Annotated in this window: 24 protein-coding genes; 17 read left to right on the forward strand and 7 right to left on the reverse strand. The window is 43.6% G+C overall.

What is annotated here, in order from left to right:
• Nucleotides 1-26: 26 nt before the first annotated feature.
• The 8 genes from rpmJ to carA all read left to right on the forward strand — a co-directional run bounded on the left by rpmJ (nt 27) and on the right by carA (nt 5,739).
• Nucleotides 27-143, forward strand: a complete 117-nt coding sequence (gene rpmJ / locus F3J22_RS26365) for a 50S ribosomal protein L36 (protein WP_073083232.1) — start codon at nt 27-29, stop codon at nt 141-143.
• A gap of 60 nt (nt 144-203) precedes the next feature.
• Complete coding sequence (gene rpsM / locus F3J22_RS26370; protein ID WP_078666996.1) at nt 204-584, forward strand: 30S ribosomal protein S13; 381 nt, start codon at nt 204-206, stop codon at nt 582-584.
• A 108-nt stretch (nt 585-692) separates the two neighbouring features.
• Nucleotides 693-1,094: a 30S ribosomal protein S11 gene (gene rpsK / locus F3J22_RS26375; RefSeq protein WP_073083840.1), complete on the forward strand. Its 402-nt coding sequence runs from the start codon at nt 693-695 to the stop codon at nt 1,092-1,094.
• 160 nt (nt 1,095-1,254) lie between these two features.
• The gene (gene rpsD, locus F3J22_RS26380; RefSeq protein ID WP_111590162.1) at nt 1,255-1,860 is read left to right on the forward strand and encodes a 30S ribosomal protein S4; all 606 of its coding nucleotides are present in this window, start codon (nt 1,255-1,257) and stop codon (nt 1,858-1,860) included.
• Between the two features lie 67 nt (nt 1,861-1,927).
• Nucleotides 1,928-2,923, forward strand: a complete 996-nt coding sequence (locus F3J22_RS26385; protein ID WP_167020983.1) for a DNA-directed RNA polymerase subunit alpha — start codon at nt 1,928-1,930, stop codon at nt 2,921-2,923.
• A 102-nt stretch (nt 2,924-3,025) separates the two neighbouring features.
• Nucleotides 3,026-3,508 (forward strand): 50S ribosomal protein L17, encoded by a 483-nt coding sequence (gene rplQ / locus F3J22_RS26390; RefSeq protein ID WP_167020984.1) that lies wholly within the window; start codon nt 3,026-3,028, stop codon nt 3,506-3,508.
• 153 nt (nt 3,509-3,661) lie between these two features.
• Nucleotides 3,662-4,489, forward strand: a complete 828-nt coding sequence (locus F3J22_RS26395) for a zinc ribbon domain-containing protein (RefSeq protein ID WP_167020985.1) — start codon at nt 3,662-3,664, stop codon at nt 4,487-4,489.
• 137 nt (nt 4,490-4,626) lie between these two features.
• Nucleotides 4,627-5,739, forward strand: coding sequence for a glutamine-hydrolyzing carbamoyl-phosphate synthase small subunit (carA, locus tag F3J22_RS26400; protein WP_167020986.1), 1,113 nt, complete (start codon nt 4,627-4,629; stop codon nt 5,737-5,739).
• Nucleotides 5,740-6,501: 762 nt separating this feature from the next.
• Here carA and F3J22_RS26405 read toward each other — a convergent pair.
• Complete coding sequence (locus F3J22_RS26405; protein WP_167020987.1) at nt 6,502-7,704, reverse strand: pyridoxal phosphate-dependent aminotransferase; 1,203 nt, start codon at nt 7,702-7,704, stop codon at nt 6,502-6,504.
• A gap of 128 nt (nt 7,705-7,832) precedes the next feature.
• The gene (locus F3J22_RS26410; protein ID WP_167020988.1) at nt 7,833-8,237 is read right to left on the reverse strand and encodes a DUF1573 domain-containing protein; all 405 of its coding nucleotides are present in this window, start codon (nt 8,235-8,237) and stop codon (nt 7,833-7,835) included.
• Nucleotides 8,238-8,438: 201 nt separating this feature from the next.
• On the opposite strand from F3J22_RS26410, the gene F3J22_RS26415 reads away from it, so the two are divergent.
• From F3J22_RS26415 to F3J22_RS26430, 4 genes are all read left to right on the forward strand, one after another.
• On the forward strand, nt 8,439-10,841 hold the full coding sequence (locus F3J22_RS26415; protein WP_167020989.1) for a thiamine pyrophosphate-dependent enzyme: 2,403 nt from the start codon (nt 8,439-8,441) through the stop codon (nt 10,839-10,841).
• Nucleotides 10,842-11,190: 349 nt separating this feature from the next.
• Entirely contained in the window at nt 11,191-12,519 is a 1,329-nt protein-coding gene (locus F3J22_RS26420) for a DUF3472 domain-containing protein (RefSeq protein ID WP_167020990.1), read from the forward strand.
• A gap of 308 nt (nt 12,520-12,827) precedes the next feature.
• Entirely contained in the window at nt 12,828-13,784 is a 957-nt protein-coding gene (locus tag F3J22_RS26425; RefSeq protein WP_167020991.1) for a D-2-hydroxyacid dehydrogenase, read from the forward strand.
• Between the two features lie 280 nt (nt 13,785-14,064).
• A complete protein-coding gene (locus F3J22_RS26430) occupies nt 14,065-14,826 on the forward strand; it encodes a response regulator transcription factor (RefSeq protein WP_167020992.1) in 762 nt (253 codons plus the stop codon).
• An 89-nt stretch (nt 14,827-14,915) separates the two neighbouring features.
• Here F3J22_RS26430 and F3J22_RS26435 read toward each other — a convergent pair whose 3' ends face one another.
• Complete coding sequence (locus F3J22_RS26435) at nt 14,916-15,626, reverse strand: YebC/PmpR family DNA-binding transcriptional regulator (protein WP_167020993.1); 711 nt, start codon at nt 15,624-15,626, stop codon at nt 14,916-14,918.
• A gap of 82 nt (nt 15,627-15,708) precedes the next feature.
• On the reverse strand, nt 15,709-17,208 hold the full coding sequence (locus tag F3J22_RS26440; RefSeq protein WP_167020994.1) for an amino acid permease: 1,500 nt from the start codon (nt 17,206-17,208) through the stop codon (nt 15,709-15,711).
• Between the two features lie 193 nt (nt 17,209-17,401).
• Here F3J22_RS26440 and F3J22_RS26445 point away from each other — a divergent pair, with 193 nt between their 5' ends.
• The 3 genes from F3J22_RS26445 (at nt 17,402) to F3J22_RS26455 (ending at nt 20,771) form a co-directional block, all read left to right on the forward strand.
• Nucleotides 17,402-18,676 (forward strand): dicarboxylate/amino acid:cation symporter, encoded by a 1,275-nt coding sequence (locus tag F3J22_RS26445; protein WP_167020995.1) that lies wholly within the window; start codon nt 17,402-17,404, stop codon nt 18,674-18,676.
• A gap of 69 nt (nt 18,677-18,745) precedes the next feature.
• Nucleotides 18,746-19,429 carry a DedA family protein gene (locus F3J22_RS26450; RefSeq protein ID WP_167020996.1) on the forward strand — a complete coding sequence of 228 codons (684 nt, stop codon included), beginning with the start codon at nt 18,746-18,748 and terminating at the stop codon, nt 19,427-19,429.
• Between the two features lie 106 nt (nt 19,430-19,535).
• Nucleotides 19,536-20,771 (forward strand): MFS transporter, encoded by a 1,236-nt coding sequence (locus tag F3J22_RS26455; RefSeq protein ID WP_167020997.1) that lies wholly within the window; start codon nt 19,536-19,538, stop codon nt 20,769-20,771.
• Nucleotides 20,772-20,823: 52 nt separating this feature from the next.
• On the opposite strand, the gene F3J22_RS26460 is transcribed toward F3J22_RS26455, so the two are convergent.
• The 3 genes from F3J22_RS26460 to F3J22_RS26470 all read right to left on the reverse strand — a co-directional run bounded on the left by F3J22_RS26460 (nt 20,824) and on the right by F3J22_RS26470 (nt 23,233).
• The gene (locus F3J22_RS26460) at nt 20,824-21,285 is read right to left on the reverse strand and encodes a MarR family winged helix-turn-helix transcriptional regulator (RefSeq protein ID WP_167020998.1); all 462 of its coding nucleotides are present in this window, start codon (nt 21,283-21,285) and stop codon (nt 20,824-20,826) included.
• 333 nt (nt 21,286-21,618) lie between these two features.
• Nucleotides 21,619-22,557: a malate dehydrogenase gene (gene mdh / locus F3J22_RS26465; RefSeq protein ID WP_167020999.1), complete on the reverse strand. Its 939-nt coding sequence runs from the start codon at nt 22,555-22,557 to the stop codon at nt 21,619-21,621.
• 175 nt (nt 22,558-22,732) lie between these two features.
• Complete coding sequence (locus F3J22_RS26470; RefSeq protein WP_167021000.1) at nt 22,733-23,233, reverse strand: peroxiredoxin; 501 nt, start codon at nt 23,231-23,233, stop codon at nt 22,733-22,735.
• A 189-nt stretch (nt 23,234-23,422) separates the two neighbouring features.
• Here F3J22_RS26470 and efp point away from each other — a divergent pair, with 189 nt between their 5' ends.
• Entirely contained in the window at nt 23,423-23,986 is a 564-nt protein-coding gene (gene efp, locus F3J22_RS26475) for an elongation factor P (protein WP_167021001.1), read from the forward strand.
• Between the two features lie 61 nt (nt 23,987-24,047).
• A complete protein-coding gene (accB, locus tag F3J22_RS26480; protein WP_167021002.1) occupies nt 24,048-24,530 on the forward strand; it encodes an acetyl-CoA carboxylase biotin carboxyl carrier protein in 483 nt (160 codons plus the stop codon).
• The last annotated feature ends 87 nt before the right edge of the window (nt 24,531-24,617 follow it).

Raw genomic sequence — 24,617 nt, forward strand, 5'->3', positions numbered from 1 at the left:
ACATAACCTTTTATAAATAAATAATCATGAAGGTAAGAGCTGCAATCAAAAAAAGAAGTGCGGATTGTAAAATAGTTCGTAGAAAAGGTGTTCTGTTGGTAATCAACAAAAAGAACCCTCGCTTCAAACAACGTCAGGGATAATTCAGTACTTGACGGAATTTGATTTTTTAATCAGAATCATATAAAATTTAAAATAGAAATATGGCACGTATAGCCGGTATAGATCTTCCTAAAAATAAAAGAGGAGAAATTGGCCTCACCTATATTTTCGGTATAGGCCGTTCTACCGCCCAATATATCCTTAACAAGGCGGAAATTGATGTAAACAAAAAAGTGAAGGATTGGAATGACGATGATCAAGCTGCCATCCGTAACATTATCAACGGCGAGTTTAAGGTAGAGGGTCAGCTGCGTTCAGAAGTACAGATGAATATCAAGCGTCTGCTGGATATCGCTTGCTACCGCGGTCTGCGTCACAGGAAAGGCTTACCGGTTAGAGGTCAGCGTACACGTACTAACAGCCGTACTCGTAAGGGTAAGCGTAAGACAGTGGCTGGTAAGAAAAAAGCAACTAAGAAATAATAAATAAAATCCCAGGTTGAAACCCGGATTCCCAGACGGAGGGGTTTCAATGACGAGCAGTCGTGTTAATTTGGGATCTGGATTTCATATTTGGAATTTAATAAAATTATGGCAAAAGCAACTAATACAAAAACTGCTGCTAATAAGAAAAGAGTAGTAAAAGTAGATAACTACGGAGACGTTCATATCTCTGCTAGTTTTAACAATATCATTGTAAGCATCACCAACAAGCACGGTCAGGTTATCTCCTGGTCTTCTGCCGGTAAAATGGGCTTCAGAGGTTCTAAAAAGAACACTCCATATGCAGCTCAGCTGGCTGCACAAGATGCTGCTAAAGTTGCTATGGACGCTGGTCTGAAAAGAGCAGACGTATTTGTAAAAGGTCCAGGTGCTGGTCGTGAAAGCGCTATCCGTGCTATCGCTAACTCCGGTATCGAAGTGAGCATGATTAAAGACGTGACTCCTTTACCTCACAACGGTTGCCGTCCTCCTAAGAAAAGAAGAGTATAGGAATATATAATTACAGATTCCAGATACTGGTCAGATGATATAAACTGGCTGGTGTCTGGGCTTTGTAGTTTAATATTTATATTATTGGGTGTATGATCGGGTTTTTAGATTTTTTGAAGAGCATACATCATTAACTAAAAAATCTTTATTATTTTCAATTATGGCAAGGTATACAGGACCAAAGACCAAGATTTCCAGAATTTTTGGTGAGCCCATTCTCGGTAATGGCAAATATTTAGGTAAAAACAGTAACCCTCCGGGTCAGCACGGTGCAAACCGCAAACGTAAACAGTTAGGTGAATACGCGCTGCAGCTGAGAGAAAAACAGAAAGCTAAATACACTTACGGTGTTCTGGAGCGTCAGTTCCGTAACCTGTTTGATGAGGCTAACCGTCGTAAAGGTGTAACTGGTGAGGTTTTGATCAAATTACTGGAAGCACGTCTGGACAACACCGTATTCCGTCTGGGTATCGCACCTTCCCGCCCTGCTGCTCGTCAGCTGGTATCTCACAAACATATCACTGTTAATGGTATCATTGTAAATACTCCTTCTTTCCAACTGAAACCAGGTGATATCGTATCTGTGAAAAACAAAACCGCAAACAATACCGCTCTGACCAGCGTTATTCGTGGTAAAAATCCAAAATTCAGCTGGCTGGATTGGAACGAGAAAGAAATGAAAGGTACATTCATTGCTTATCCTGAGAGAGAGAGCGTTCCTGAGAATATCAAGGAACAACTGATTGTGGAATTGTATTCTAAGTAATAAATTTTAGTCCATGGCCATCGCCATGGACTAACTTCATATTTAAACTCATAAATCTATCATATCAATGGCAATTTTAAATTTCCAGAAACCTGATAAGATCGTATTGCAGAAGTCTACCGACTTTGAAGCTCAATTCGAATTCCGACCATTAGAACCAGGTTATGCTGTGACTATCGGTAATGCGTTGCGTCGCGTGCTGTTGTCTTCTTTGGAGGGCTATGCCATTGTGGGTATCAAGATTGAAGGGGCAGATCACGAGTTCGCTACACTGAAAGGTGTAACTGAAGACGTTACTGAGATCATCCTGAACCTCAAACAGGTTCGTTTTAAACGTATCTCTGAAAACGATATCACGAACGAAAAGATCACACTGTCTATCAAAGGCAAAACAGAATTCCGTGCCGATATGATCGAAAAAGCTACCAGCTCTTTCCAGATCATGAACCCGGAACTGCTCATCTGCACACTCGATCCATCTTCAAAAATGGATATCGAACTGACGATCGGTAAAGGCCGTGGTTACGTTCCTGCAGAAGAAAACAAACCGAAAGATGCAGTGTTTGGTTACATCGCCATTGACTCTATCTTTACGCCAATCAAAAACGTAAAGTACAGTATAGAAAATACCCGTGTGGAACAAAAAACCGACTATGAGAAATTAATCATGGAGGTTGTTACCGACGGTACTATTCACCCTGAAGAAGCAGTGAAGCAAGCTTCCCGCATCCTCATCCAGCACCTGATGATCATCACAGATGAAAACATCAGCTTTGATACCAAAGACGCTGAAAAAGAAGATGTTGTGGACGAACAAACACTGCAGCTGCGTAAGATCCTGAAAACACCACTGGAAGATCTCGATCTGTCAGTTCGTGCATTCAACTGTCTGAAAGCCGCTAAAATCAACTCCCTGTCTGAACTGGTACAGTACGAACAGGAAGAACTGATGAAATTCAGAAACTTCGGTCAGAAATCTCTGAGCGAAATCGAACAGGTACTGGGCGAAAGAGGTCTGCACTTCGGTATGGACCTGTCCAAACTGAAACTCGAAGAAGAATAATCTTTTTATCCCCTTTTCACTCACAAGTGTGAAGGGGATTCTTATTTTTTATAAAAGTACCTTGCAATTCCTGACACGGTGCAAGGGTAAAACAAAAATGTCATGCGTCACGGAGTTAAATTAAACAAGTTAAGCAGAACAGCTGCACACCGCAAAAGCCTGATGTCCAATCAAGCTTGCGAACTGATCAGTCACAAACGTATCACCACCACTTTAGCTAAAGCTAAAGCACTGCGTGTTTATGTTGAACCAATCCTGACCAGAGGTAAAGTTGATTCTACCCACAACCGTAGAATCGTGTTCTCTTATCTGCAAGACAAAGAGGCTATCAAAGAACTGTTCGGTGTTATCAGCGAAAAAATCGCTAACCGTCCAGGTGGTTACACCCGTATCATTAAACTGGGTAAACGTGTTGGTGATAACGCGGAAATCGCGATGATCGAACTCGTTGACTTCAACGAAATCTACGGTAAAACCGCTGCAGCAGACAAAGCTCCTGCTAAGAAAACTCGCCGCGCTGGTGGTGCTAAGAAAAAAGCTGAAGGTGAAGCTAACGCTGAAACCCCAGCTGAATCAGCTGAGTAATTTATTCTTTAGATTACAATATTTAAAAGCCTCTCTACCTCGTAGAGAGGCTTTTATTTTATATGTCTTTAACCATATTGAGAAAAATATATTTGTAAATATTTGTATATTTAGGTGAGCAATCTCGACCAGGCCTATAACCATATTCATCCTATGAAATACTTATTATGCTCGCACTGTGAGCACCCTAATGCACTTAAATCGGAGTACCAGACCTTTTGTGAATCCTGTGGCAAAAAACTTCCGCATAACTTCGCCGAATGGCGCCAGGCTCATCCCATGGCCTCTTTCGAAGAATTCAGGCAAACAATAGGCATCTACATAAAACCTAAAAAAACAAATGTGGTGGCAGCATGGGCACAACGACAGCTGCAACCGCAAAACCGCGGAAAGGTCATCATCTTCTTTACCCTTTTATTTGTGTGTATAGCCACCGCAGGGACGCTGTTCGGTAAAAAAGCAGTATATACATTGCTCTATCCTAAAGTGGCCAAATCAAGCTTATATGGCAACTGGACGACGGCCACCATCGGCAGGCAGGCACTGGAAATATCCACCCCCTTGAAATTATGGGTACACGATCAGCCACTCGGACCCGCTGAGGCCGGTCTGACCGAGTACGCCAAAAGCTACCGTAATGAAGATGGAGGTGGTGTGCAGATCGAAGTAAATCTCCGGACCTACAAAAATGCGGAGCAGAACACCCTGGACATAGCAGTTAAACAAACCAATGCCTGTCTGCTGGAAAACGGGCAGGTAACTGATATGAATTATAATCCGGTAGCAGTACTGATTTCAGGTATGCCTGGCACATTGGAGGAGGGGACTTATACCTACAAGAAAGCGATCAAACTGGCATTTTCCAACCTGGTTGTAGTGAAGGGAAACAGCCGCTGGCAGATCCATATCAACTACCGGGACGATGATCCAAATGGCCAGGAAGTGGCGCGGAGAGTGCTTAAATCTGTTAAAATTAAATAGTTCTGTAAAAGAGGTATAAAAAAAGCTGTATTTAACTGTGCATTTCATACCTTTGCACGGTTTTTTATCCGAACCTTCCTGGGCACCCTATGTCCTCGAAGGTTTTTTTTAAAAATAAAAAAAGACAGATACCAGAAATGCCTCAGACGAGAACCATCCAACCTGCCATACTGCTGTTAGACGACGGTACGGTTTTTCAGGGAAAAGCTTTTGGAAAAATTGGCACAGCTGCCGGTGAATTAGCTTTCAATACCGGTATGACGGGTTACCAGGAAGTGTTTACAGATCCTTCCTACAAAGGACAGGTCCTTATTATGAACAACTGCTACATTGGCAACTACGGCACCAAAGCCGATGATGTTGAAAGTAGCACTGTTAAGATCAGCGGTCTGATCGCTAAAAACATCGCTTACAACTATTCCAGAAAAATGGCGGATGAGTCGGTGGAAAAATTCCTGACAGACAATAACCTGGTAGCGATCTATGACGTAGATACCCGTGCACTGGTATCTCATGTTCGTAGTAAAGGAGCGATGAACTGCATCATCTCTTCTGAAATCCTGGATATTGACAAACTGAAGGAAGAACTGGCGAAAGTGCCTTCTATGGAAGGTCTGGCATTATGTAAGGAAGTGACCACCAGGGAAGCTTACACTGTTGGTGATCCTGAAGCACCCATCCGTATTGCGGTGATGGACAATGGTGTTAAGCGTAATATGCTGAAATGCCTGTCAGAAAAAGGTGCTTACCTGAAAGTATTCCCAACGGATACACAATTTGAAGTAACGGAAGAATTCAAACCAAACGCCTACTTTATTTCCAATGGTCCTGGCGATCCGGCTCCGTTGAAATATGCAGTAGATACCGTTAAGGCCATCCTGGCAGCAGAACGTCCGCTGTTTGGTATCTGCCTTGGCCATCAGCTGCTGGCGCTGGCACATGACATCCCAACTTACAAGATGCACCATGGTCACCGCGGTCTGAACCATCCGGTAAAAAACCTGAAAACTGGTTTGTGCGAAATCACCACCCAGAACCACGGTTTTGCGGTAGATGCCAAAGCAGTAGAAGCACACCCGAACGTAGAAGTTACGCATATCAACCTGAACGATAATACTGTTGAAGGTATCCGTATCAAAAACAAACCGGCATTTTCTGTGCAGTATCACCCGGAATCAACTCCTGGTCCTCACGATAGCCGTTATCTGTTTGATGACTTCTTCACACTGATTAAAGCTAATATGAAATAAGATTTCTATTGGTAGATATATTTGAAGATCCCGTCTTTACATCCGTAGAGACGGGATTTTTTATTTTATGCCGAATTCCGGGAGGGAAGCACCCGAGGAATTTAAATAAGAAATGGTCCTGAGGAGTCAGGACCATTGCATTTTAAAATTCCACGTTATGAAAACAAACGAAAATATCACCACAACGAGTGTGGGAATGTTCCGCCGTTTTATTACATAACAATATTATAAAAAAAAGAGGTGCAAAGTTAAGATGTGTATCTCTTTTTTGAGATTTGGGAGGAAAAAGCGACAAAAAACAATTTTTCAGGGACGAAACGGGAGATAAGGGCAAAAAAATACGGCTCTGTGATCAGAGCCGTTTGCCTTTATAAATTCCACGTTATGAAAAACTGATACAAAAATACGATATTTTGCTAAAACGTTTTAGTTAAACTTTGTTTTTTACAGATTACTGATAAATGTTTCTGTAATTAGTGATTCAAAGGTCGCACCAAAATCACGTATCGAAAAATTCTGCAGGTTAAAAAATTCTTAAACAAGTTTAGATTTTGCAAAACCAATCGTATATGTAAATATTTTTATGTTTAGATTTTTTTCGTTGTTTTCTTGTTTCTGTATCAAATATACAAAACAAAAAACGAAAAATGCAAGTAGGTGACCTAAAAAAAGCGGTGTTTTATACAAAAAACAATATATAAAATTATTTATAATACGTTTTCTCCTCTTTTCTTAATGTCACCACACTTCCAGCGAAATAAATTATTTTATAGATGTACGGCCCGGATATACTTCCAATGCCTTACCTAAGCATATCATCGCAGAACGGATATCCTCCAGATTCAACACATAAGCCAGGCGAACTTCGTTCTTACCTAAACCGGCAGTAGCATAAAATCCGGTAGCCGGCGCCATCATAACTGTCTGGCCTTCATGACTAAATGATTCCAGCATCCACTGACAGAACTTATCTGAATCATCAATCGGAAGCTGTGCCATCGCATAGAATGCACCACCCGGGTTAGGGCAGAAAACACCAGGGATTTCATTCAGCATCTTCACCAGCAAATCACGACGATGCTGATACTCAGCCTTGATACCGTCGAAATAATCTGCCGGCAGATCAACAGCAGCTTCACCAGCAATCTGTGCGAAAGACGGGGGACTCAGTCTGGCCTGTGCAAATTTCATCGCCACATCCAGTAATTCCTGGTTTTTGGTAACAAATGCACCGATACGGCCACCACAAGCGCTATAGCGTTTGGAAATGGTATCCATAATGATCACATTATTATCCAATCCTTCCAGGTTCATGGCGGAGAAATGCTTGCCGGTATAACAGAATTCACGGTAAGCCTCGTCAGAGAAGAGGTAAAGGTTATATTTCAGGCAGAGCTGTTTCAGCACTTCCATTTCTTCTTTACTGTACAGGTAACCGGTTGGGTTATTGGGATTACAGATAAGAATAGCCTTCGTTTTAGGCGTAATAGCCTTTTCGAAGTCGGACATGGCTGGTAAAGCAAAACCAGTGCTGATATCAGCGGTAATGGTTTTGATATTTACTTCAGCTTCCACCGCAAAGCCATTGTAGTTAGCGTAGAAAGGTTCAGGAACAATGATTTCATCTCCCGGGTCCAGGCAGGCCATGAAAGCAAACAGGATAGCTTCAGAACCGCCGGTGGTAACGATAATCTGGTTATGCGTTACATCGATATCGAAGCGTTTGTAATATTCCGTCAGTTTACGACGGTAGCTTTCGTTTCCTGCGCTGTGGCTGTATTCAAGGATTTTGAAATCTGAATGACGAACCGCATCAAGAATTGGTTTTGGTGTTTCTATGTCCGGCTGACCGATATTAAGGTGATACACCTTAGTACCTCTTTTTTTTGCTGCTTCAGCAAAAGGGACAAGCTTTCTGATGGGAGAGGCTGGCATACGCTCACCTCTCTGGCTAATGGTAGGCATAATTGATTTAGATTCTTTTGCGTCTGCAAAGATAGGTGAATTAGGGTTGTTACCATTCAACTGTACTGCAAACAAAAAAGCCTTACAGACTATCTGTAAGGCTTTTTCTATAAGGAAAGATGTTAATCTTATTTGCTGGAAGGATTTCCTACTGTACCGGTCAGGTGCAATTCTTTATCCTGATCAACTCCTCTGAATTTAACCCAGATAGTTTTGCTTTGCTGGCCAAGGCTGCTCGCGTTATAGTTTGCAGTTACTTTACCTTTTTTGCCAGGCAGGATTGGCTCAGTCGTCCATTTTGGAGTCGTGCAGCCGCAACTGGCTCTTGCCGCTTCAATTAAAACCGGTTCTTTAGAAATATTGGTGAATTCGAAATCAACAGATACTGGCTTGTTCAGCTCGGTTTTGCCGAAATCAATAGATTCTTTAGCGAATTTTACTTTAGTGTCAACTTGTGCCGGCTGTTGATTTTGTGCCCACAGCGCAGTAGATACCAGTAATGTTGCAAATAGGGATAGAATAAACTTTTTCATTTTTTATATTGGTTTTAAAAGCGACTGGTTAAAAAAAATTAATTTGTTGCTTGTTCCGTGACAAATTTACTGCCAAAAAGCATTTAATAGATTCGAATTTATTAAATTCTTATTAAAAAAATCAGATTATTTTAAATGTAGATTTTAAGGGCATTTTGCAACTGTATAATTAACCTTACTTTTGTACTTTAACCAAGAGGCATGATAGAAAATAACGAACTCGCTATGAATATAGAAAGCCGGTTGTCATTCGAAGAATTCCGTAAGGAGGTGTTACATGACTACAGGTTGGCCTGCGAAAGCAGAGAGGTTAGTCTGCTGGCCCGTAAGGAAGTACTTACAGGGAAAGCTAAGTTTGGCATTTTTGGAGATGGAAAGGAAATTGCGCAGATAGCGATGTCCAAATATTTTCAACCGGGGGACTTCCGCTCAGGTTACTACCGCGACCAAACCGTTGCATTTGCCACTGGTATAGCTACTCCTGAACAATTCTTTTCACAGCTTTATGCTGACCCTGATATTAACCATGATCCCTTTTCCGGTGGTCGTCAGATGAACTCGCATTTTGCTACCCCAAACCTGGATAAAGACGGTAACTGGCTCAATCTCGCAGCAATGAAAAATTCTGCTGCTGATATGGCACCTACCGCCGGACAAATGCCCCGTTCCCTGGGATTGGCACTGGCTTCCAAGCTGTTCCGTAAAGTAGAGGAATTACATGATTTTAAAAACCTCTCCGACAATGGTAACGAAATCTGTTTCGCCACCATCGGGGATGCTTCTACTTCTGAAGGACATTTCTGGGAAACCATGAACGCCGCAGGGGTACTGCAGGTGCCGCTGGCCGTATTCGTCTGGGATGATGGCTATGGTATCTCTGTACCACGTAAATATCAGACTACTAAAAATTCTATATCCGCAGCCCTGGAAGGTTTCCGCAAAACGGAAGGTACCAATGGCTTCGATATATACAATATCAAAGGCTGGGATTATGCCGGCATGTGTGAAGTACTGGAACCTGCTATCCGCAAGATCCGCGAAACACATACCCCTGCACTCTTCCACGTCGAAGAAATTACCCAACCCCAGGGGCACTCTACCAGCGGTTCCCACGAACGCTACAAAAGCAAGGAACGCCTGGCATGGGAAAAAGAGTTTGACTGTAACGCGAAAATGCGTTCCTGGATACTGGAAAATGCACTTGCCGACGAGGCTACCCTGGTAGAAATCGAAGCGGCTGCCAAAACCACCGCTCAGGACGCCCGCAAGGCAGCCTGGGAAAAATACATTGCCCCTATTAAAAATGAAGTACAGCAATTTGTTAGCTATGCCGCTCCTGTAGCCGATGTAGCTGGTGCAAATGCTGATTTCGTTCAGCAGGCGGTGCGTGATGTACAAATCAACCGTGAGCCTCAGCGCAAGGATATCCTGAAAGCTGCTGCCAGCATCCTGGTAAGACATAAAAAATTACAGCAGGAGCCAGCAGTACAACAGCTGAAAGCATATTACGAGAGCTATCTCGCCAAAGAAAAAGAAAATTACAACACTGATCTGCATGCTTCCGGTGTGAATTCTGCCCTGAATGTACCGGTAGTACCTGCAACATACGAAGAAGAGGCTGTCACGCTGAATGGTTACGAAGTTCTGAATAAATACTTTGACCAGCTGTTTACCAATAACCCTAAAGTATTTGCTTTCGGGGAAGATGTTGGTAAAATCGGTGACGTAAACCAGGGCTTTGCCGGTTTACAGCAGAAACATGGCGGTTTCCGTATTGCCGACACCGGCATCCGTGAGCTCACCATCATGGGACAGGGGATTGGTATGGCATTGCGTGGCTTACGCCCGATCGCTGAAATCCAGTACCTGGATTACCTGCTGTATGGCCTGCAACCACTCAGTGATGATGTGGCTTCCCTGCAATACAGAACCAAAGGAAACATGCATTGCCCGATCATTGTGCGTACCCGTGGCCACCGCCTGGAAGGTATCTGGCACAGTGGTTCTCCAATGGGTATGATTATCAATTCCCTGCGTGGACTGCACGTATGTGTTCCGCGTAATATGGTACAGGCTGCAGGTATGTACAATACGCTCCTGCAAGCTAATGAGCCTGCCCTGGTAATTGAATCACTGAATGGTTACCGCCTTAAAGAAAAATTACCTGCCAACCTGGAAACCTTTACTGTTCCTTTGGGAGAGCCGGAGATACTGAAATCCGGAGACGATGTAACCATTGTTACCTACGGTTCCATGACCCGTATCGTGGAAGAAGCGGTGAATACCCTGGAAGAAATCGGTATTTCCTGCGAGGTGATTGATGTACAGACTTTACTGCCTTTCGATGTGAACCATTCTATTGTGAAGTCACTGCAGAAAACCAACCGCATTCTCTTTACAGATGAGGATGTGCCTGGTGGTGGAACGGCTTATATGTTCCAGCAGGTGATGGAAAATCAGGGTGGTTACCGCTGGCTGGATGTGGCACCGCGCACCCTCAGTGCACAGGCGCATCGCCCGGCCTATGGTTCTGACGGAGATTACTTCTCCAAGCCTAATCCGGAAGATATCGTTCGCGTGGTAACTGAAATGATGGAAGAATAGCAGTCCTGCTGCTTTATGATACCAAGGCTGTCCCTACTCAGGGGCAGCCTTTTTTGTTGTCATGTAATTGCCATGCAGGTATAGCTGCCCGTAACGTATATTCCATACGGTTAGGGCTATACGCTCCGGTATATTTGACGTCTCTCTAAAACAACCTATGTCATTTCATCTTCATAAAATCCGTATAGTTTAAATTTTATAAATGTAAAAAGTACTTTTATTACTGTTGAAACCCGTGAGTAATGGCATTGCCAGTTAAAACCAGTGAGCAAGTAACCCGAGACATTGATTTTCCTCAAAATCTGCATGGAGCACTTTTTCAATATGCTAACCAAAATCCTCCACTCACATGAAGCATTACCCTATTATTTTGCTCTGTATGGCCGCATTTATGAGCGCCTGCGCAAAATACAACAGCAGTGAACTACTTAAAAATCAACAGATTAGTGCTGCATCAGACGCAAGCACCTTTGTAGCCACCACGGATACAGTAACCCTGTACAGCAATGGCTATGTATTTCCAAAGGACCAGAGCAACGGCTATGGGTCCATTTCTTCGACAGGATTAGGCGCCTGGACCGATTCTTCCGGGTTTTCAAGGGTTTATTTCTATCCGCAGGCGACAGGTTCCATTTCTGTCTCAATCGTCGTAAAAGCCCCGTCCAATACGAATACATTGCGTATCAGACTGGATAGTTCAGGTACCACTTATAATGTAGTGGTCAACCAGACATCCAGCTATGTAACGCTCAATGTGGGCACCTTTAACATCAGCACAGCACAGTATCATTGCCTGGAAATCAAGGCTGTTACCAAAAACGGCACTTATTTACCGGATGTGCAGGCCGTGATCATCAACAGTTCGCTGGGGTTGAAATACAATAAGAGCGTGTACAGGGGCGCACCTGCCACGCATCTGAATTACCAGTACCCGGGAGATAGCGCTATCAGCTGGTTTTATACCGAAATAAATGTGCCTTCAGGCGCAGACCCGCTATACGCCTATTATATGACAAACGGATTCTGGGATGGGTACTTCGGGATACAGGTAAACAGTGCTACTGAAAGGCGTATCCTGTTTAGCATCTGGAGTAACTACAACACCAATGACCCGAATGAAATTCCGGCAGATTACGCCGTAACACTGGTCAGGAAAGGAACCGGCGTAACAGATAATGCCTTCGGTAATGAAGGATCCGGTGGACAAACCTACCTGGTGTTTCCGTGGGTGACAGGTAATACCTACAAAATGCTGGTACATGCGGAAGCATCAGGTACACATACCCTCTTTACCGCGTGGTATTTTGCACCGGAAAATAATGCCTGGAAGTTGCTCGCAGAATGGGACAAATCCAAAACCAATGGCCAGTTGCTGGGCGGACTTTATTCCTTTGTGGAAAACTTTGGCAGCAATGGAAGTGATTATTTCAAGGCGAGATATGGCAACCAGTGGGTGTGTACAAAGAATGGCAATTGGATAGAAGTCACCAAAGCCAGTTTCAGTACAACAGCCAGCGACGCCGTTCATCAACGATATGACGAAGGTGGCGGTATTGAAAATAATATGATGTACATGTATAGCGGTGGGTTCAGACAGGTAGGAAACAGTGTGGGTGTCACCTATACACGACCATCTTCCGGCACTGCGCCTGCTGTTAATTTCAGCACATTACCATAAAGTATTTAATGTTTTAGCGTGCTCCATGTGGCAGATAATAGCTGCCAGAATAGACGAAGCCACTACATAGCATATTAAAGTGCATATGTGGTGGCTTCTTTATGATTAAACAGTTCCGGGCTAAGGCCCAATTAGTTTATGGCGTAGCAAATGTCAGGGAATAAACCATTACAGAAAACTATAGGAACGTTAATTAACGTTTTGTTCATCTGGAGCAGGTTTCAGGGGAATAACTCCCATAGAGATAAAAGCTTTTGTAAAGAATCCGCGATATTTGAAGAAATAGTAGCAGATAAAAATTTACAGAGATGAAGAATATAGTTGTTTTGGACGGTTACACGCTGAATCCCGGAGATTTAAGCTGGGCAGGACTTCAGGCATTGGGAAACGTAACTATTTACGATCGTACGCCGGAAGAACTGGTAGTGGAGCGTGCAAAGGATGCAGCGATAGTATTAACGAATAAATCATTGCTGAGCGCTGCCAGTATTGCACAATTACCCCATCTGGAGTACATCGGTGTTATTGCGACAGGTTATAATGTAGTGGATGTAGCAGCAGCTAAGGCCAGGAATATAGTGGTGACCAATGTGCCGGCATATAGCACCACCGCCGTGGCGCAACTAACTTTTGCTTTGATATTGGAGCTTTGTCACCATGTGGGAGCACACGCTGCTGCGGTAAGCGAAGGGCGTTGGGCGAATAGCGTGGATTTTTCTTTCTGGGATTATCCTTTGGTAGAACTGGAAGGAAAGACATTGGGCATTGTTGGGCTTGGGCAGATCGGGCAGGCGGTAGCGCGACTGGGGCTGGCTTTTGGCATGAAGGTAATTGCACATCATAAGCATCCGGAGCGGGATAAGATGGATGGTGTTACGTTTACTGATATGGCCACCTGTTTCAGGGAAGCCGATGTGGTGTCGTTGCATACGCCTATGAGTGCGGCGAATAAGGAATTTGTGAATGCTGCTTTATTGTCAACGATGAAGCGGACCGCATTTCTGATTAATACAAGCAGGGGAGGACTGATTCAGGAGCAGGACCTTGCGGATGCTTTGCGCAATGGGGTGCTTGCAGGTGCGGGGCTGGATGTCTTGTCGGTGGAGCCGCCGCGTGAGGGTAATCCTTTAATTGGGAGTCCGAACGTTTTTATTACGCCTCATATTGCCTGGGCGACTTCAGACGCAAGGAAGAGGTTGTTAAACAAAGTAATAGAAAACCTTGACGCATTTTTGTCTGGAAGGGCGCAAAATGTCGTATCCTAAACATATTTCTTGTATTTAATAAAATGCATAGATGATGAAGTCTGTTTATTATACTTCATATCTATGCGTTTTTTATTGTTTTATAAGTAGATATAGATATACTGCTATATAATTTCATAATTGAACAAAATGAACAGCAGCGGTGTAAAATGAATGAAAAGATTGATTGCAGAACCATTTCTAAATCGGTACTTTGAATAAACGTAAAAAATACCCCTTGCTAATTGGGTAGCCCAAAGTCAATCGCGGAATAACATTGTTACTTTAAAATCTATCTAAAATGAAACCGACCGTTTTATTGGTAGAAGATGACCAGTTCTTTGCCAAAGTAGTGAAACGACATATCGAGAAAGCCGGCTACGAGGTTCTTTATTGTTCAGATGGCCAGGCAGGTTGGGAAACCTTTCTTGCCAGAGATATCGACCTTTGCGTATTAGATGTTGTAATGCCCAAAAAAGACGGATTTGAACTTACTTGTGACATCCGTAAAGTAAATCAGAATGTACCTATTCTGATCACTTCTTCCAGGTATATGGAGCAGGATCGTATGCAGGGATTTGAATCCGGTGCGGATGATTATATTGTGAAGCCTTTCAACATCCAGGAATTCCTGATGCGGATGGAGGTTTTTATCAAAAGGGCCAGGCTGTTACGCAGTGAGAAGAAAGTAACCTACCAGGTAGGTAATTTAAGGTTTGATTATCCGCAATGTAATGTGGCGGTGGTCGTAGATGATCCTGATTCTACCCCGGATAATCCTAAGAAGATTGAGGCGATGAACATGCAGCTTCCGCCGAAAGAATCTGATCTGTTGAAATATCTCTGTGAGAATCCTAATAAAAAGCTTAAAAGAGACCAGATAATGTCCTGTGTATGGGATGGTGATGAAACCTATACAAAGCGTACGATGGATGTCTATCTGACCCGTTTACGCCGGTATATAGCCCCGGATCCAACCCTCAGTGTGGAAACCTATCATGGCAAAGGAATTATGTTCATTGCCAATGAAACCACCAGGACAGAAGAAATTGTCAAGGCCTGATACACCTACACTATTGGCTGCTTACTATCCGTTGAAACTAAAAAGGTCCTGCCATTACAGCAGGACCTTTTCTTTATGGTATTTTGTACTTACTTCAGATTGTGGAAAACCTGCTGAACGTCATCGTCCTGCTCCAGGCGATCAACGAGCTCAAGCACTTCTTTTGCCTGTTCTTCAGACAGTTCAACAGTGTTTGCAGGGATACGTTTCAGTTCTGAGCTGATAACTTCCAGGCCTTTATCTTCCAGCGCTTTAGACATATTACCGAATTCAGTAAATGCAGCACGAACGATAATATTGCCTTCAGCATCTTCTCCAATTTCTTCCAGACCGAAGTCGATCAGTTCCAGTTCCAGTTCTTCCAGGTCCTGACCAGCATTTTTCACTTTGAATTCACCTACACGGTTGAACATGAATGCTACGGATCCACTGTTACCAAGCGTACCGCCGCATTTGTTGAAGTGCATACGCACGTTGGCAACAGTACGGGTGGTGTTATCAGTAGCAGTATCTACCATGATGGCGATACCGTGTGGAGCATATCCTTCATATACAACTTCCTCATAATCTGTCTTGTCTTTACCCATTGCACGCTTGATAGCAGCATCAACACGGTCTTTCGGCATGTTAACTGCCTTTGCGTTCACGATGCAGCGACGAAGTGCAGGGTTATTGTCAGGGTCAGGTCCAGCGGCCTTTACGGCGATTGCTATGTCCTTACCAACTCTGGTAAACTGTTTTGCCATCCTGTCCCAGCGGGCAAACATGGTGGATTTACGAACTTCAAATATTCTTCCCATTGGAGCGGTATCTTATGTTGGATCTTTAAAATAATCCACAAATTTAAGCTAATCCTGCAAAGTAATGAAATCATCAAAAGGATTATTCCATCAGCTTACGGGCCTTACTATGTTTCACACTATAGTTGAAGTAGATGATAAATCCGATACCCAGCCATACGAACAGGCGGGTCCAGTTTTCCAGGCCAAGACTAACGATCATGGTCAGGCAGAACAGTGCGCCGAGGATAGGAACAATCGGTACCCAAGGTGTTTTGAAGGCACGTGGTACTTCCGGATTGGTTTTTCTCATCACAATAACCCCAATGCACACCAATACGAAGGCGAACAGTGTACCGATACTGGTCATATCACCTACTACGCTGTCTGGCACGAAGGCAGCAAACAGGGTAGTGAATACGAAGAACATCCACTGTGAGCGGTAAGGAGTACGGTATTTAGGGTGCAGTTTTGCGAATACAGGAGGAACCAGTCCGTCGTTACTCATAGAGTAGAATACGCGGGTCTGGCCCAGCAGCATTACCAGGATCACAGAGCTGAAACCAGCAAGGATCGCAACGGTGATGAAGGTAGATAACCAGCCATAGCTTGCAGGCATGTAAGTATCGATCGCATAGGCAACTGACGCTTCGCCACCGGCCCTGGTGAAATCTTTATATGGTGCAATACCAGTTAAAACGTAAGAGAAGAGGATGTACAGTGCTGTACAGATAACCAGGGAAACGAGGATACCAATAGGCATGTTTCTCTTTGGATTCTTGGTTTCCTGCGCGGCAGTAGATACCGCATCGAAGCCGATAAACGCAAAGAATACAACACCTGCACCTCTGAGCACCCCGGCCCAGCCGTGGTTCCAGAAGTTGGAATAATCCACTACCTGGCCATTGTGCATGGTAACAGTACCAGCATCAGCTGCGATAGTGAAAGGTGTGTGGTTAGCCGGATTGATAAACTGCCATCCGCAGAAGATAAATAACATTACGATCGCAACTTTCGTAATTACGATAATGTTATTAACAATGGCTGAACCGGAGATCCCGCGTACCAGCAGCATTGTCATCAGTAACAGAATGAAGACAGACGGTAAGTTCATAATACCATGAACACCGGCATCGCTTACTTCAAATGGGCTGTGCGACCATTCATAAGGAATGGATATCCCAACGCTCTTCACAAGTAATTTGTTGAGGTACTGCGACCATCCGATGGCTACCGTGGCGGCTCCCAGTGCATATTCCAGCACGAGGTCCCATCCGATGATCCAGGCAATAAATTCTCCGAGAGTGGCATAAGAATAGGTATAGGCACTACCTGCGATCGGAATCATAGAGGCAAATTCGGCATAGCATAATCCGGCAAGGGCGCAGCCAATGGCAGCGATGATGAAGGATATTGTTACAGCCGGGCCAGCATGCTGACCAGCAGCGGCCGCAGTTCTAACGAATAAACCAGCACCAATGATAGCACCGATTCCCAGCGCGATTAATGATCCTGCTCCAAGCGTTCTTTTGAGACCCTTCTCTGAATCAGAAGCTTCCGAAAGTAATACAGACAGTTGTTTCTTGGCAAATAGTTTGCTCATAAGCCAATTAGTGGTTGATTGTTTTAAGGTAGATTTGTTTGTTGTTGATTGTTAGTCGCCAAATATAATAACTGGAAATCAAAAACCAGCCTTTTATTTTACCTCTGGTAGCTCATATTAACGGTAGTAACCTTATTTTTGGGAAATTTTAGGTTACAACTCAAACGATTATCGCAATTAATTCTACCGTCGCATGAAGAAATCCAACAAGCTTACTATTTACATCTTTGCTGCCATGATAATTGGCATTGCGACAGGTTATATAGTAAACTACTCACTTGGAAACGGCCAGCCAACACCCGAACAACAAGCTAGTATCAAGAAATTTTCAGACAACATATCTATTCTTACAGATATTTTCCTCCGTCTTATAAAAATGATCATTGCCCCACTCGTATTCTCCACACTGGTGGTAGGTGTGGCTAAAATGGGTGACATTAAAGCAGTTGGACGCGTAGGTGGTAAAACAATGCTGTGGTTTATCAGTGCAACCTTTGTATCATTGTTCCTTGGGCTGGTGCTCGTGAATATCATGAAACCAGGCCTTTCGCTGTCATTACCCCTGCCGGATGTTCATGCGGCTTCCGGTGTTGCCAAGGCTGATATGACGCTGAAAAACTTCTTTCACCATGTGGTACCGGATAGCGTAATCAAGGCCATGGCCGATAATGAGATCCTCCAGATCGTGGTGTTTTCCATATTCTTTGGTGTAGCTGCCGCTGCTATCGGAGAAGCCGCACTGCCAGTAGTGAAACTGATGGACAGCGTTGCTCATATCATGTTGAAAGTGACCGGCTTCGTTATGAATTTTGCACCATTTGCCGTATTCGCGGCTATGGCTGCTATTATTGCAGACAAGGGACTAAGTGTTTTATGGATATACGGTAAATTCATCACGCAATTTTACGCCGGCCTGTTCAGTTTATGGATAGTACTGGCACTGGTGGGATGGATGATCCTCGGCAAGCCGGTATTCCGCCTGCTTGGCCTGATCAAGGACCCGGTGATCCTGGCGTTCAGCACCGCCAGCAGTGAAGCTGCCTATCCTCGTACCATGGCGGAACTGGAGCGTTTCGGCTGTGATAAACGAATTGTAAGTTTTGTATTGCCACTAGGTTATTCCTTCAACCTGGATGGTTCTATGATGTATATGACCTTTGCCAGCCTGTTCATTGCCCAGGCATACGGTATGCACCTGCCGCTGCAACAGCAGATTACCATGTTGCTGGTATTGATGATCACCAGTAAAGGTATTGCCGGTGTGCCACGTGCATCACTGGTAGTAATTGCAGGGACATTGTCTATGTTTGATATTCCGGAAGCAGGGTTATTACTGCTGCTGGGCGTAGACCACCTGCTGGATATGGGTCGCTCTGCCACCAACGTAATTGGTAATGCCATGGCAACTGCAGTAGTATCTAAATGGGAAGATAAACTGGACCTGGAAAGTGCCAACGCCAGCTCCTGATGCCAAAGATTAACATTCTCATAAAAGAATAATTTATAATTTACCGATCCCGAAAGTATTTTTTATCGCATGGACCAGATAATAGAGTTATTTAGACACCTCATTAATCCTGCCTGGATTATTGATAATGGCGGGCTATACCTGTTAATAGCTATCATTTTTGCCGAAACCGGACTTTTTGTAGGCTTCTTTTTGCCAGGAGATTCACTGCTCTTTCTTGCAGGATTTTATGGTAATGAACTGAGTGCCAGCTTTCATGATGCTCCTTTCGTAGTGCTGATGCTGTTAATTGCCGTTGCCGGCGTACTGGGTAATATGGTAGGTTTCTGGTTTGGACGAAAATCCGGACCGATGTTATATAATAGAAAAGATACCTTCTTCTTTAAGAAGAAGCACCTGCATCAGGCGCATGATTTCTATGAGAAATATGGTGGTGGTGCCATCTTTTTTGCCCGTTTTCTGCCTATTATCCGCACTTTTGCACCAATTGTAGCAGGAATTGTGGGAATGGACCGTAAGAAATTCATGTTCTTCAACCTCATAGGTTCATTTGCATGGGTATTTTCCATGATGCTGGCTGGTTACTTCCTGGGTAAGAAATTCCCTGGATTGAAAGACCACCTGGAATTGATTGTTATTGGCCTCGTAGTAGTAACTACTTTCCCGGTACTTTTCAAATTGCTTTTTGGCAAAGCCAAAGGCCCTATCAAAACAGAAGCTGCCAAGGCTACAGAGGAATCTGAATCCAAATAAAAATAATTTATAAAAAAATTTAAAAAGAATGCCGTGAAATATTATCTTTCACGGCATTTTGTTTTTCTATCTTAAATTATTTACTAAGTTTTATCAACCACGCTACATGAAAACCGATAATCGTTCTGCGTCTATATTTAATATCGCAGTAATTGTTGCCTCCTTAGGGTATTTTGTAGATATCTATGATCTGTTACTTTTTACGATTGTAAGAGTACCCAGTTTAAAATCCTTAGGCCTTCCCCAGAGTGAAATAGATGCCGGCGCCGGTCTTTTATTGATCAACATCCAGATGGTAGGCCTGCTCATTGGCGGTATTTTCTGGGGTATTCTGGGAGATAAGAAAGGAAGATTAAGTGTTTTGTTTGGGTCCATTCTTATTTATTCTATTGCCAATATTGCCAATGGCTTTGTACACGGTATCAATGGTTATGTGCTCTGGCGATTTGTAGCGGGCTTCGGGCTGGCAGGAGAGCTGGGAGCAGGTATCACGCTGGTATCAGAAATATTGCCGAAAGAAAAACGCGGCTATGGTACAATGATAGTGGCCACAGTGGGTGTTTCGGGAGCCGTTGCTGCCAACCTGATTGCTAAGGCGGTGGGCGACTGGCGCATTTGCTACTTTATCGGAGGTGGCCTGGGCCTGGGTTTACTGTTGCTGCGCGTAAGTGTAATGGAATCTCATCTCTTTAACCAGGTAAAGGCAAGCGCCAATACCAGAGGAAGTTTCATCGCATTATTTACCGATAAAAAACGTTTCCTGCAATACCTGAAATGTATTCTGCTGGGTACTCCCACCTGGTTTGTAGTGGGTATTCTGATAGCTTTCTCGAACAAGTTTGCTGCGGAAATGGGTGTTAAAGGCGCTATCAATCCGGGGGATGCCGTTGCTTTCACCTATGCCGGACTGGTAATTGGAGATTTTAGCAGTGGCTTAATCAGTCAGGTATTGAAAAGCAGGAAGAAAGTGATGTTATTGTTCCTGGCACTGACAGCGATAATGGTGGGCATCTACCTGAATCTCCATGGTGCAACGACAGTTGTTTTCTATACTGTATGTACGTTTATGGGCTTCAGTGTTGGTTTCTGGGCAATATTTGTAACCATTGCCGCGGAAAGCTTTGGTACCAACCTTAGAGCTACTGTAGCCACTACGGTGCCTAACTTTGCAAGAGGTATGCTGCCATTGATTTCAATCCTGTTTGTGACTTTACAGGGGCATTTTAATCTGTTACATAGTGCTGCTTTGGTGGCAGTAGTATGTATAGGACTGGCGGTAATAGCTGCCTGGACAACGGAAGAGACTTTCGGTAAAGATTTGAATTACCTGGAGACTATCTAAAAAAAAAAAATAAAAAAAGAAGGCCGGTTCGCAGCGATGTGAACCGGTTTTTTTATGCGTAGTGATCAAGCACCTTGTCCAGTAAATGGTTTAGTTGGGCAGCTTCTGTTTCGCTTAAGCCATTCAGGATATTTTCCAGCTGGTCCAGGTCTTCATCTATTTTGGCAAGTAGTTCCAGGCCTTTATCCGTAATGCGGACATCTACCGCACGCCTGTCTATTTCACTGCTTTTGCGTTCTACCAGTTCTGTTTTGCGGAGGCGCTCAACGAGTCGTGACACATCGCTCATTTTATCCAGCATACGGTCTTTCAGCACATTGATACTGGCAGCCTGCGGATGCTGGCCACGCAATATGCGCAGTATATTGAACTGCTGCATGGTGATATCATATTTTTTGAAAAACTGCTGATGACGGGCTGTTAGCCAGTTGCCCACAAATATTAGACTGACAAGTCCTTTGTGATACTCGTTAAGGAAGGATTTTTGAGTAATTAACTTTTCCAGATTAGACATACGCACAAAAGATAGATCAAAGTAATTACGAAATTACGATTCTTTTTAACACTATTTAACACTTTGAGCTAATTATAGCTTTTAAGATGTTGAAAATAAAGGAACAATCTAAGCTTGTATTGGTTGAGCAAATCAGCGGGGTTTTTATTTTAATTTTTCAATGGAAAAATTGGCTGATGAGTGTACGTATTAATCCGTGAATGAGGAAAGTATGTTATGCTGATGTTTCGTTAATTATTTATGTAAATGCCCCCGTAGTATAGCACTGACGGGGGCATTTATTGTATAGGATTTAACGCGGAGCGTATTTTTTAATGTCCTGTGAGAAGGGTTTTAAACCTTTTCCTTCATATTGTCCAGGACATCCATTACTTCTTTCACATGTTTGGCAGAGGTGTTGAGTAAAGTTTTTTCTTCTGCGTTAAGCTGGAGTTCTATAATTTTTTCGATACCTTTTTTACCGAGGATAACGGGTACGCCGAGGTAGATATCTTTGAGTCCATATTCGCCTGTAAGCCATGCGCATACAGGGAATACGCGTTTTTCGTCTTTGAGAATGGCTTCCACCATTTGTGCAGCTGCAGCACCTGGGGCATACCATGCAGAAGTACCCAGGAGGTTAACGATTTCGCCGCCACCTACTTTGGTACGTTGGATGATGGCTTCGAGTTTATCTGCGGCAACGAGTTCCGTAACGGGGATACCACCAACGGTGGTGTACCGTGGGAGAGGTACCATGGTGTCGCCATGGCCGCCCATGAGAATTGCCTGGATGTCTTTAGGGGAACATCCGATTTCATCTGCGAGGAAAGCGCGATAGCGGGCGGTATCGAGGATACCGGCCATGCCGAATACTTTGCTGCTGTCTTTTTTGGCAGCCAGGTAGGCGCAATAGGTCATGACGTCGAGCGGGTTGCTGACAACGATGATAATGGCGTCCGGGGACTGTTTGGTAATATTTTCAGTTACTGACCTTACGATGTTTGCGTTGGTAGAGATCAGGTCATCGCGGCTCATGCCGGGTTTGCGGGGCAGGCCGGAGGTGATCACCACGACGTCGCTGTTGGCAGTTTTGGTGTAGTCGTTGGTTACACCGGTTACTTTGGTACTGTAATAGTCTATCGGGGCTTGCTGCCATGTATCCAGGGCTTTCCCTTCTGCTGTTCCTTCCTTGATATCAAGCAAAACCACCTCTGTTAAAAAATCTCTGTGGGCCAGTACATTGGCGCAGGTAGCGCCTACATTGCCGGCTCCTACTACTGTGACTTTCATCTTATCTATGGCTTTAAAGTGAACAAAAAAAACTAATGTCTAATCAATTTACGCAATAGATATCAACAAATGGCTTTTGTTGGAAGAAATCTCTGAAATAAAAAAGGAAGGGGATGAAATACAATACTGGCTTGTATTTCATCCCCTAAATATTTTAAAAAGCGCTGTGGGCTGACTATTTCAGGTAATAAAGCAGAGAATCTACTTTTGCTGATCCTTCGAATCCTTTTACAAACTTATCTTTGGCGGTATAAATGTAGAGGCCCGGGAAGAAATGCAGGTCGTAGAAATACATGATCTGGCGGGTAGGTTCGCTTACCATGGTGATGTTAGGATATTTGGCGATGTTGTAGTGTTCGTAATATTCTTTCATCTGAGCGACCTGGAACGGTGTTACCATCAGGATCTGGTATTTCTTAAATTTGTCCATATTCTGGATCACTTCTTCTGTGAGGTGCTTACAATGGTCACAATCTACGCTGAACACAAAAACCAGTGTATTTTCCCTTTTGAGGTCTCTTTTGGTAATGGTATTACCATCAGGGAGGGTAAATTTAAAGGTTGGAATAACCGGGTACTGCAGGTATGGCGGTTTTGCATTGGCAGCGGCCTGGTTAAATTGGGCCTTTAACAGCATTGGCATGCAGATGGAGAGCAGTAAAAAGAGATAGCGCATACGTCGTAATGTTTCTTGAATTTGCCGTCAATTTACCCCTTTAATGTCATTTTCTGCATTAAAATACAGAAAATTGCGTCAAAAAGGGACTATTCTGCCTATTTTTGGGAATTAGTTGCTCGTTCATATGCCAAATTTTTTACTTTTGCATTCCTTATAAATTTTTAACTTAAAAAATAGTAAGCTTTTATGGCTACCACCGCAGATATCAGAACAGGATTAATCATCAAGCTGGATAACAGCTTGTATTCTGTTGTAGAGTTTGGTCAGAACAAAACCGCCCGTGCAGCAGCAAAGGTTTGGGCTAAATTGAAGGGCGTTGACAATACACGTTCTATCGAGCATACCTGGAACTCCGGCGATACCATTTTCCCGGTTCGTATCGAAAAGAAGCCTTTCCAATTCTTATATAAAGATGACACTGGTTATAACTTCATGGATAATGAGACTTTCGAGCAGATCATCATGGAAGAGCAGACAATCGATGCACCACAATTCCTGAAAGATGGTCAGGAAGTAATGGTTCAGATCAACACTGAAACTGACCAGTTTATGGCGGTTGAATTACCTGATAAAATTGTTGCACTGGTAACTTATTCAGAGCCAGGCGTTAAAGGTGATACCGCTACCCGTACACTGAAACCAGCAACCGTTGAAACCGGTGCTACTGTAATGGTTCCTTTGTTCGTTGAAGAAGGTGAGATGATCCGCATCAACACCAAAACCGGTGAATATATCGAGAGAGTAAAATAATTGAGATAGTATTTTTTTCGAGAACTAACTATATCACATTTCTAAACCAAAAGCTGTCTACATGGACTTTAAACAGATTCAGGAACTGGTAAAAATGATTAACAAATCAAATATCAGTGAACTGAGCATTGAGCAGGACACGTTTAAGATTACAATAAAACAAAAAGACAACGAAGTACAGCAGGTAATTGCTGTACCTGCAGCTGTAGCGCCTGTACAGGCTGTTGCTCCTGCGGCTCCTGCAGCAGCTCCGGTTGCGGCACCAGCAGCACCAGCTGCGGCTCCGGCAGCACCTAAAGCTGACAACCTGATCACTATCAAATCGCCAATGATCGGTACTTTCTACCGTTCTGCGGGTCCTGATAAACCTGCATTTGTTAATGTAGGAGACGAAGTTGCTCCTGGCAAAGTTGTTTGCATCATCGAAGCAATGAAACTGTTCAATGAAATTGAAAGTGAAGTATCTGGTAAAATCGTGAAAGTGCTCGTTGACGACGCTTCTCCGGTAGAGTATGACCAACCTTTATTTTTAGTAGAACCATAATAGCATTTAGCCTTTGGTAGTTAGCCTTTAGTTTTCGCATTATTTGCAATACTAAAGGCTAATTTCTGGAGGCTATTCTCTTTTCTT

Origin of the sequence: Chitinophaga sp. Cy-1792 (genome assembly GCF_011752935.1) — a bacterium.
Taxonomy (GTDB): Bacteria; Bacteroidota; Bacteroidia; order Chitinophagales; family Chitinophagaceae; genus Chitinophaga.

Excerpts from the sequence above, each read along its gene's own strand:
- rpmJ (WP_073083232.1), top strand. The coding sequence starts at position 27 with ATGAAGGTAAGAGCTGCAATCAAAAAAAGAAGTGCGGATTGTAAAATA.
- rpsM (WP_078666996.1), top strand. The coding sequence starts at position 204 with ATGGCACGTATAGCCGGTATAGATCTTCCTAAAAATAAAAGAGGAGAA.
- rpsK (WP_073083840.1), top strand. The coding sequence starts at position 693 with ATGGCAAAAGCAACTAATACAAAAACTGCTGCTAATAAGAAAAGAGTA.
- rpsD (WP_111590162.1), top strand. The coding sequence starts at position 1,255 with ATGGCAAGGTATACAGGACCAAAGACCAAGATTTCCAGAATTTTTGGT.
- F3J22_RS26385 (WP_167020983.1), top strand. The coding sequence starts at position 1,928 with ATGGCAATTTTAAATTTCCAGAAACCTGATAAGATCGTATTGCAGAAG.
- rplQ (WP_167020984.1), top strand. The coding sequence starts at position 3,026 with ATGCGTCACGGAGTTAAATTAAACAAGTTAAGCAGAACAGCTGCACAC.
- F3J22_RS26395 (WP_167020985.1), top strand. The coding sequence starts at position 3,662 with ATGAAATACTTATTATGCTCGCACTGTGAGCACCCTAATGCACTTAAA.
- carA (WP_167020986.1), top strand. The coding sequence starts at position 4,627 with ATGCCTCAGACGAGAACCATCCAACCTGCCATACTGCTGTTAGACGAC.
- F3J22_RS26405 (WP_167020987.1), bottom strand. The coding sequence starts at position 7,704 with ATGCCTACCATTAGCCAGAGAGGTGAGCGTATGCCAGCCTCTCCCATC.
- F3J22_RS26410 (WP_167020988.1), bottom strand. The coding sequence starts at position 8,237 with ATGAAAAAGTTTATTCTATCCCTATTTGCAACATTACTGGTATCTACT.
- F3J22_RS26415 (WP_167020989.1), top strand. The coding sequence starts at position 8,439 with ATGATAGAAAATAACGAACTCGCTATGAATATAGAAAGCCGGTTGTCA.
- F3J22_RS26420 (WP_167020990.1), top strand. The coding sequence starts at position 11,191 with ATGAAGCATTACCCTATTATTTTGCTCTGTATGGCCGCATTTATGAGC.
- F3J22_RS26425 (WP_167020991.1), top strand. The coding sequence starts at position 12,828 with ATGAAGAATATAGTTGTTTTGGACGGTTACACGCTGAATCCCGGAGAT.
- F3J22_RS26430 (WP_167020992.1), top strand. The coding sequence starts at position 14,065 with ATGAAACCGACCGTTTTATTGGTAGAAGATGACCAGTTCTTTGCCAAA.
- F3J22_RS26435 (WP_167020993.1), bottom strand. The coding sequence starts at position 15,626 with ATGGGAAGAATATTTGAAGTTCGTAAATCCACCATGTTTGCCCGCTGG.
- F3J22_RS26440 (WP_167020994.1), bottom strand. The coding sequence starts at position 17,208 with ATGAGCAAACTATTTGCCAAGAAACAACTGTCTGTATTACTTTCGGAA.
- F3J22_RS26445 (WP_167020995.1), top strand. The coding sequence starts at position 17,402 with ATGAAGAAATCCAACAAGCTTACTATTTACATCTTTGCTGCCATGATA.
- F3J22_RS26450 (WP_167020996.1), top strand. The coding sequence starts at position 18,746 with ATGGACCAGATAATAGAGTTATTTAGACACCTCATTAATCCTGCCTGG.
- F3J22_RS26455 (WP_167020997.1), top strand. The coding sequence starts at position 19,536 with ATGAAAACCGATAATCGTTCTGCGTCTATATTTAATATCGCAGTAATT.
- F3J22_RS26460 (WP_167020998.1), bottom strand. The coding sequence starts at position 21,285 with ATGTCTAATCTGGAAAAGTTAATTACTCAAAAATCCTTCCTTAACGAG.
- mdh (WP_167020999.1), bottom strand. The coding sequence starts at position 22,557 with ATGAAAGTCACAGTAGTAGGAGCCGGCAATGTAGGCGCTACCTGCGCC.
- F3J22_RS26470 (WP_167021000.1), bottom strand. The coding sequence starts at position 23,233 with ATGCGCTATCTCTTTTTACTGCTCTCCATCTGCATGCCAATGCTGTTA.
- efp (WP_167021001.1), top strand. The coding sequence starts at position 23,423 with ATGGCTACCACCGCAGATATCAGAACAGGATTAATCATCAAGCTGGAT.
- accB (WP_167021002.1), top strand. The coding sequence starts at position 24,048 with ATGGACTTTAAACAGATTCAGGAACTGGTAAAAATGATTAACAAATCA.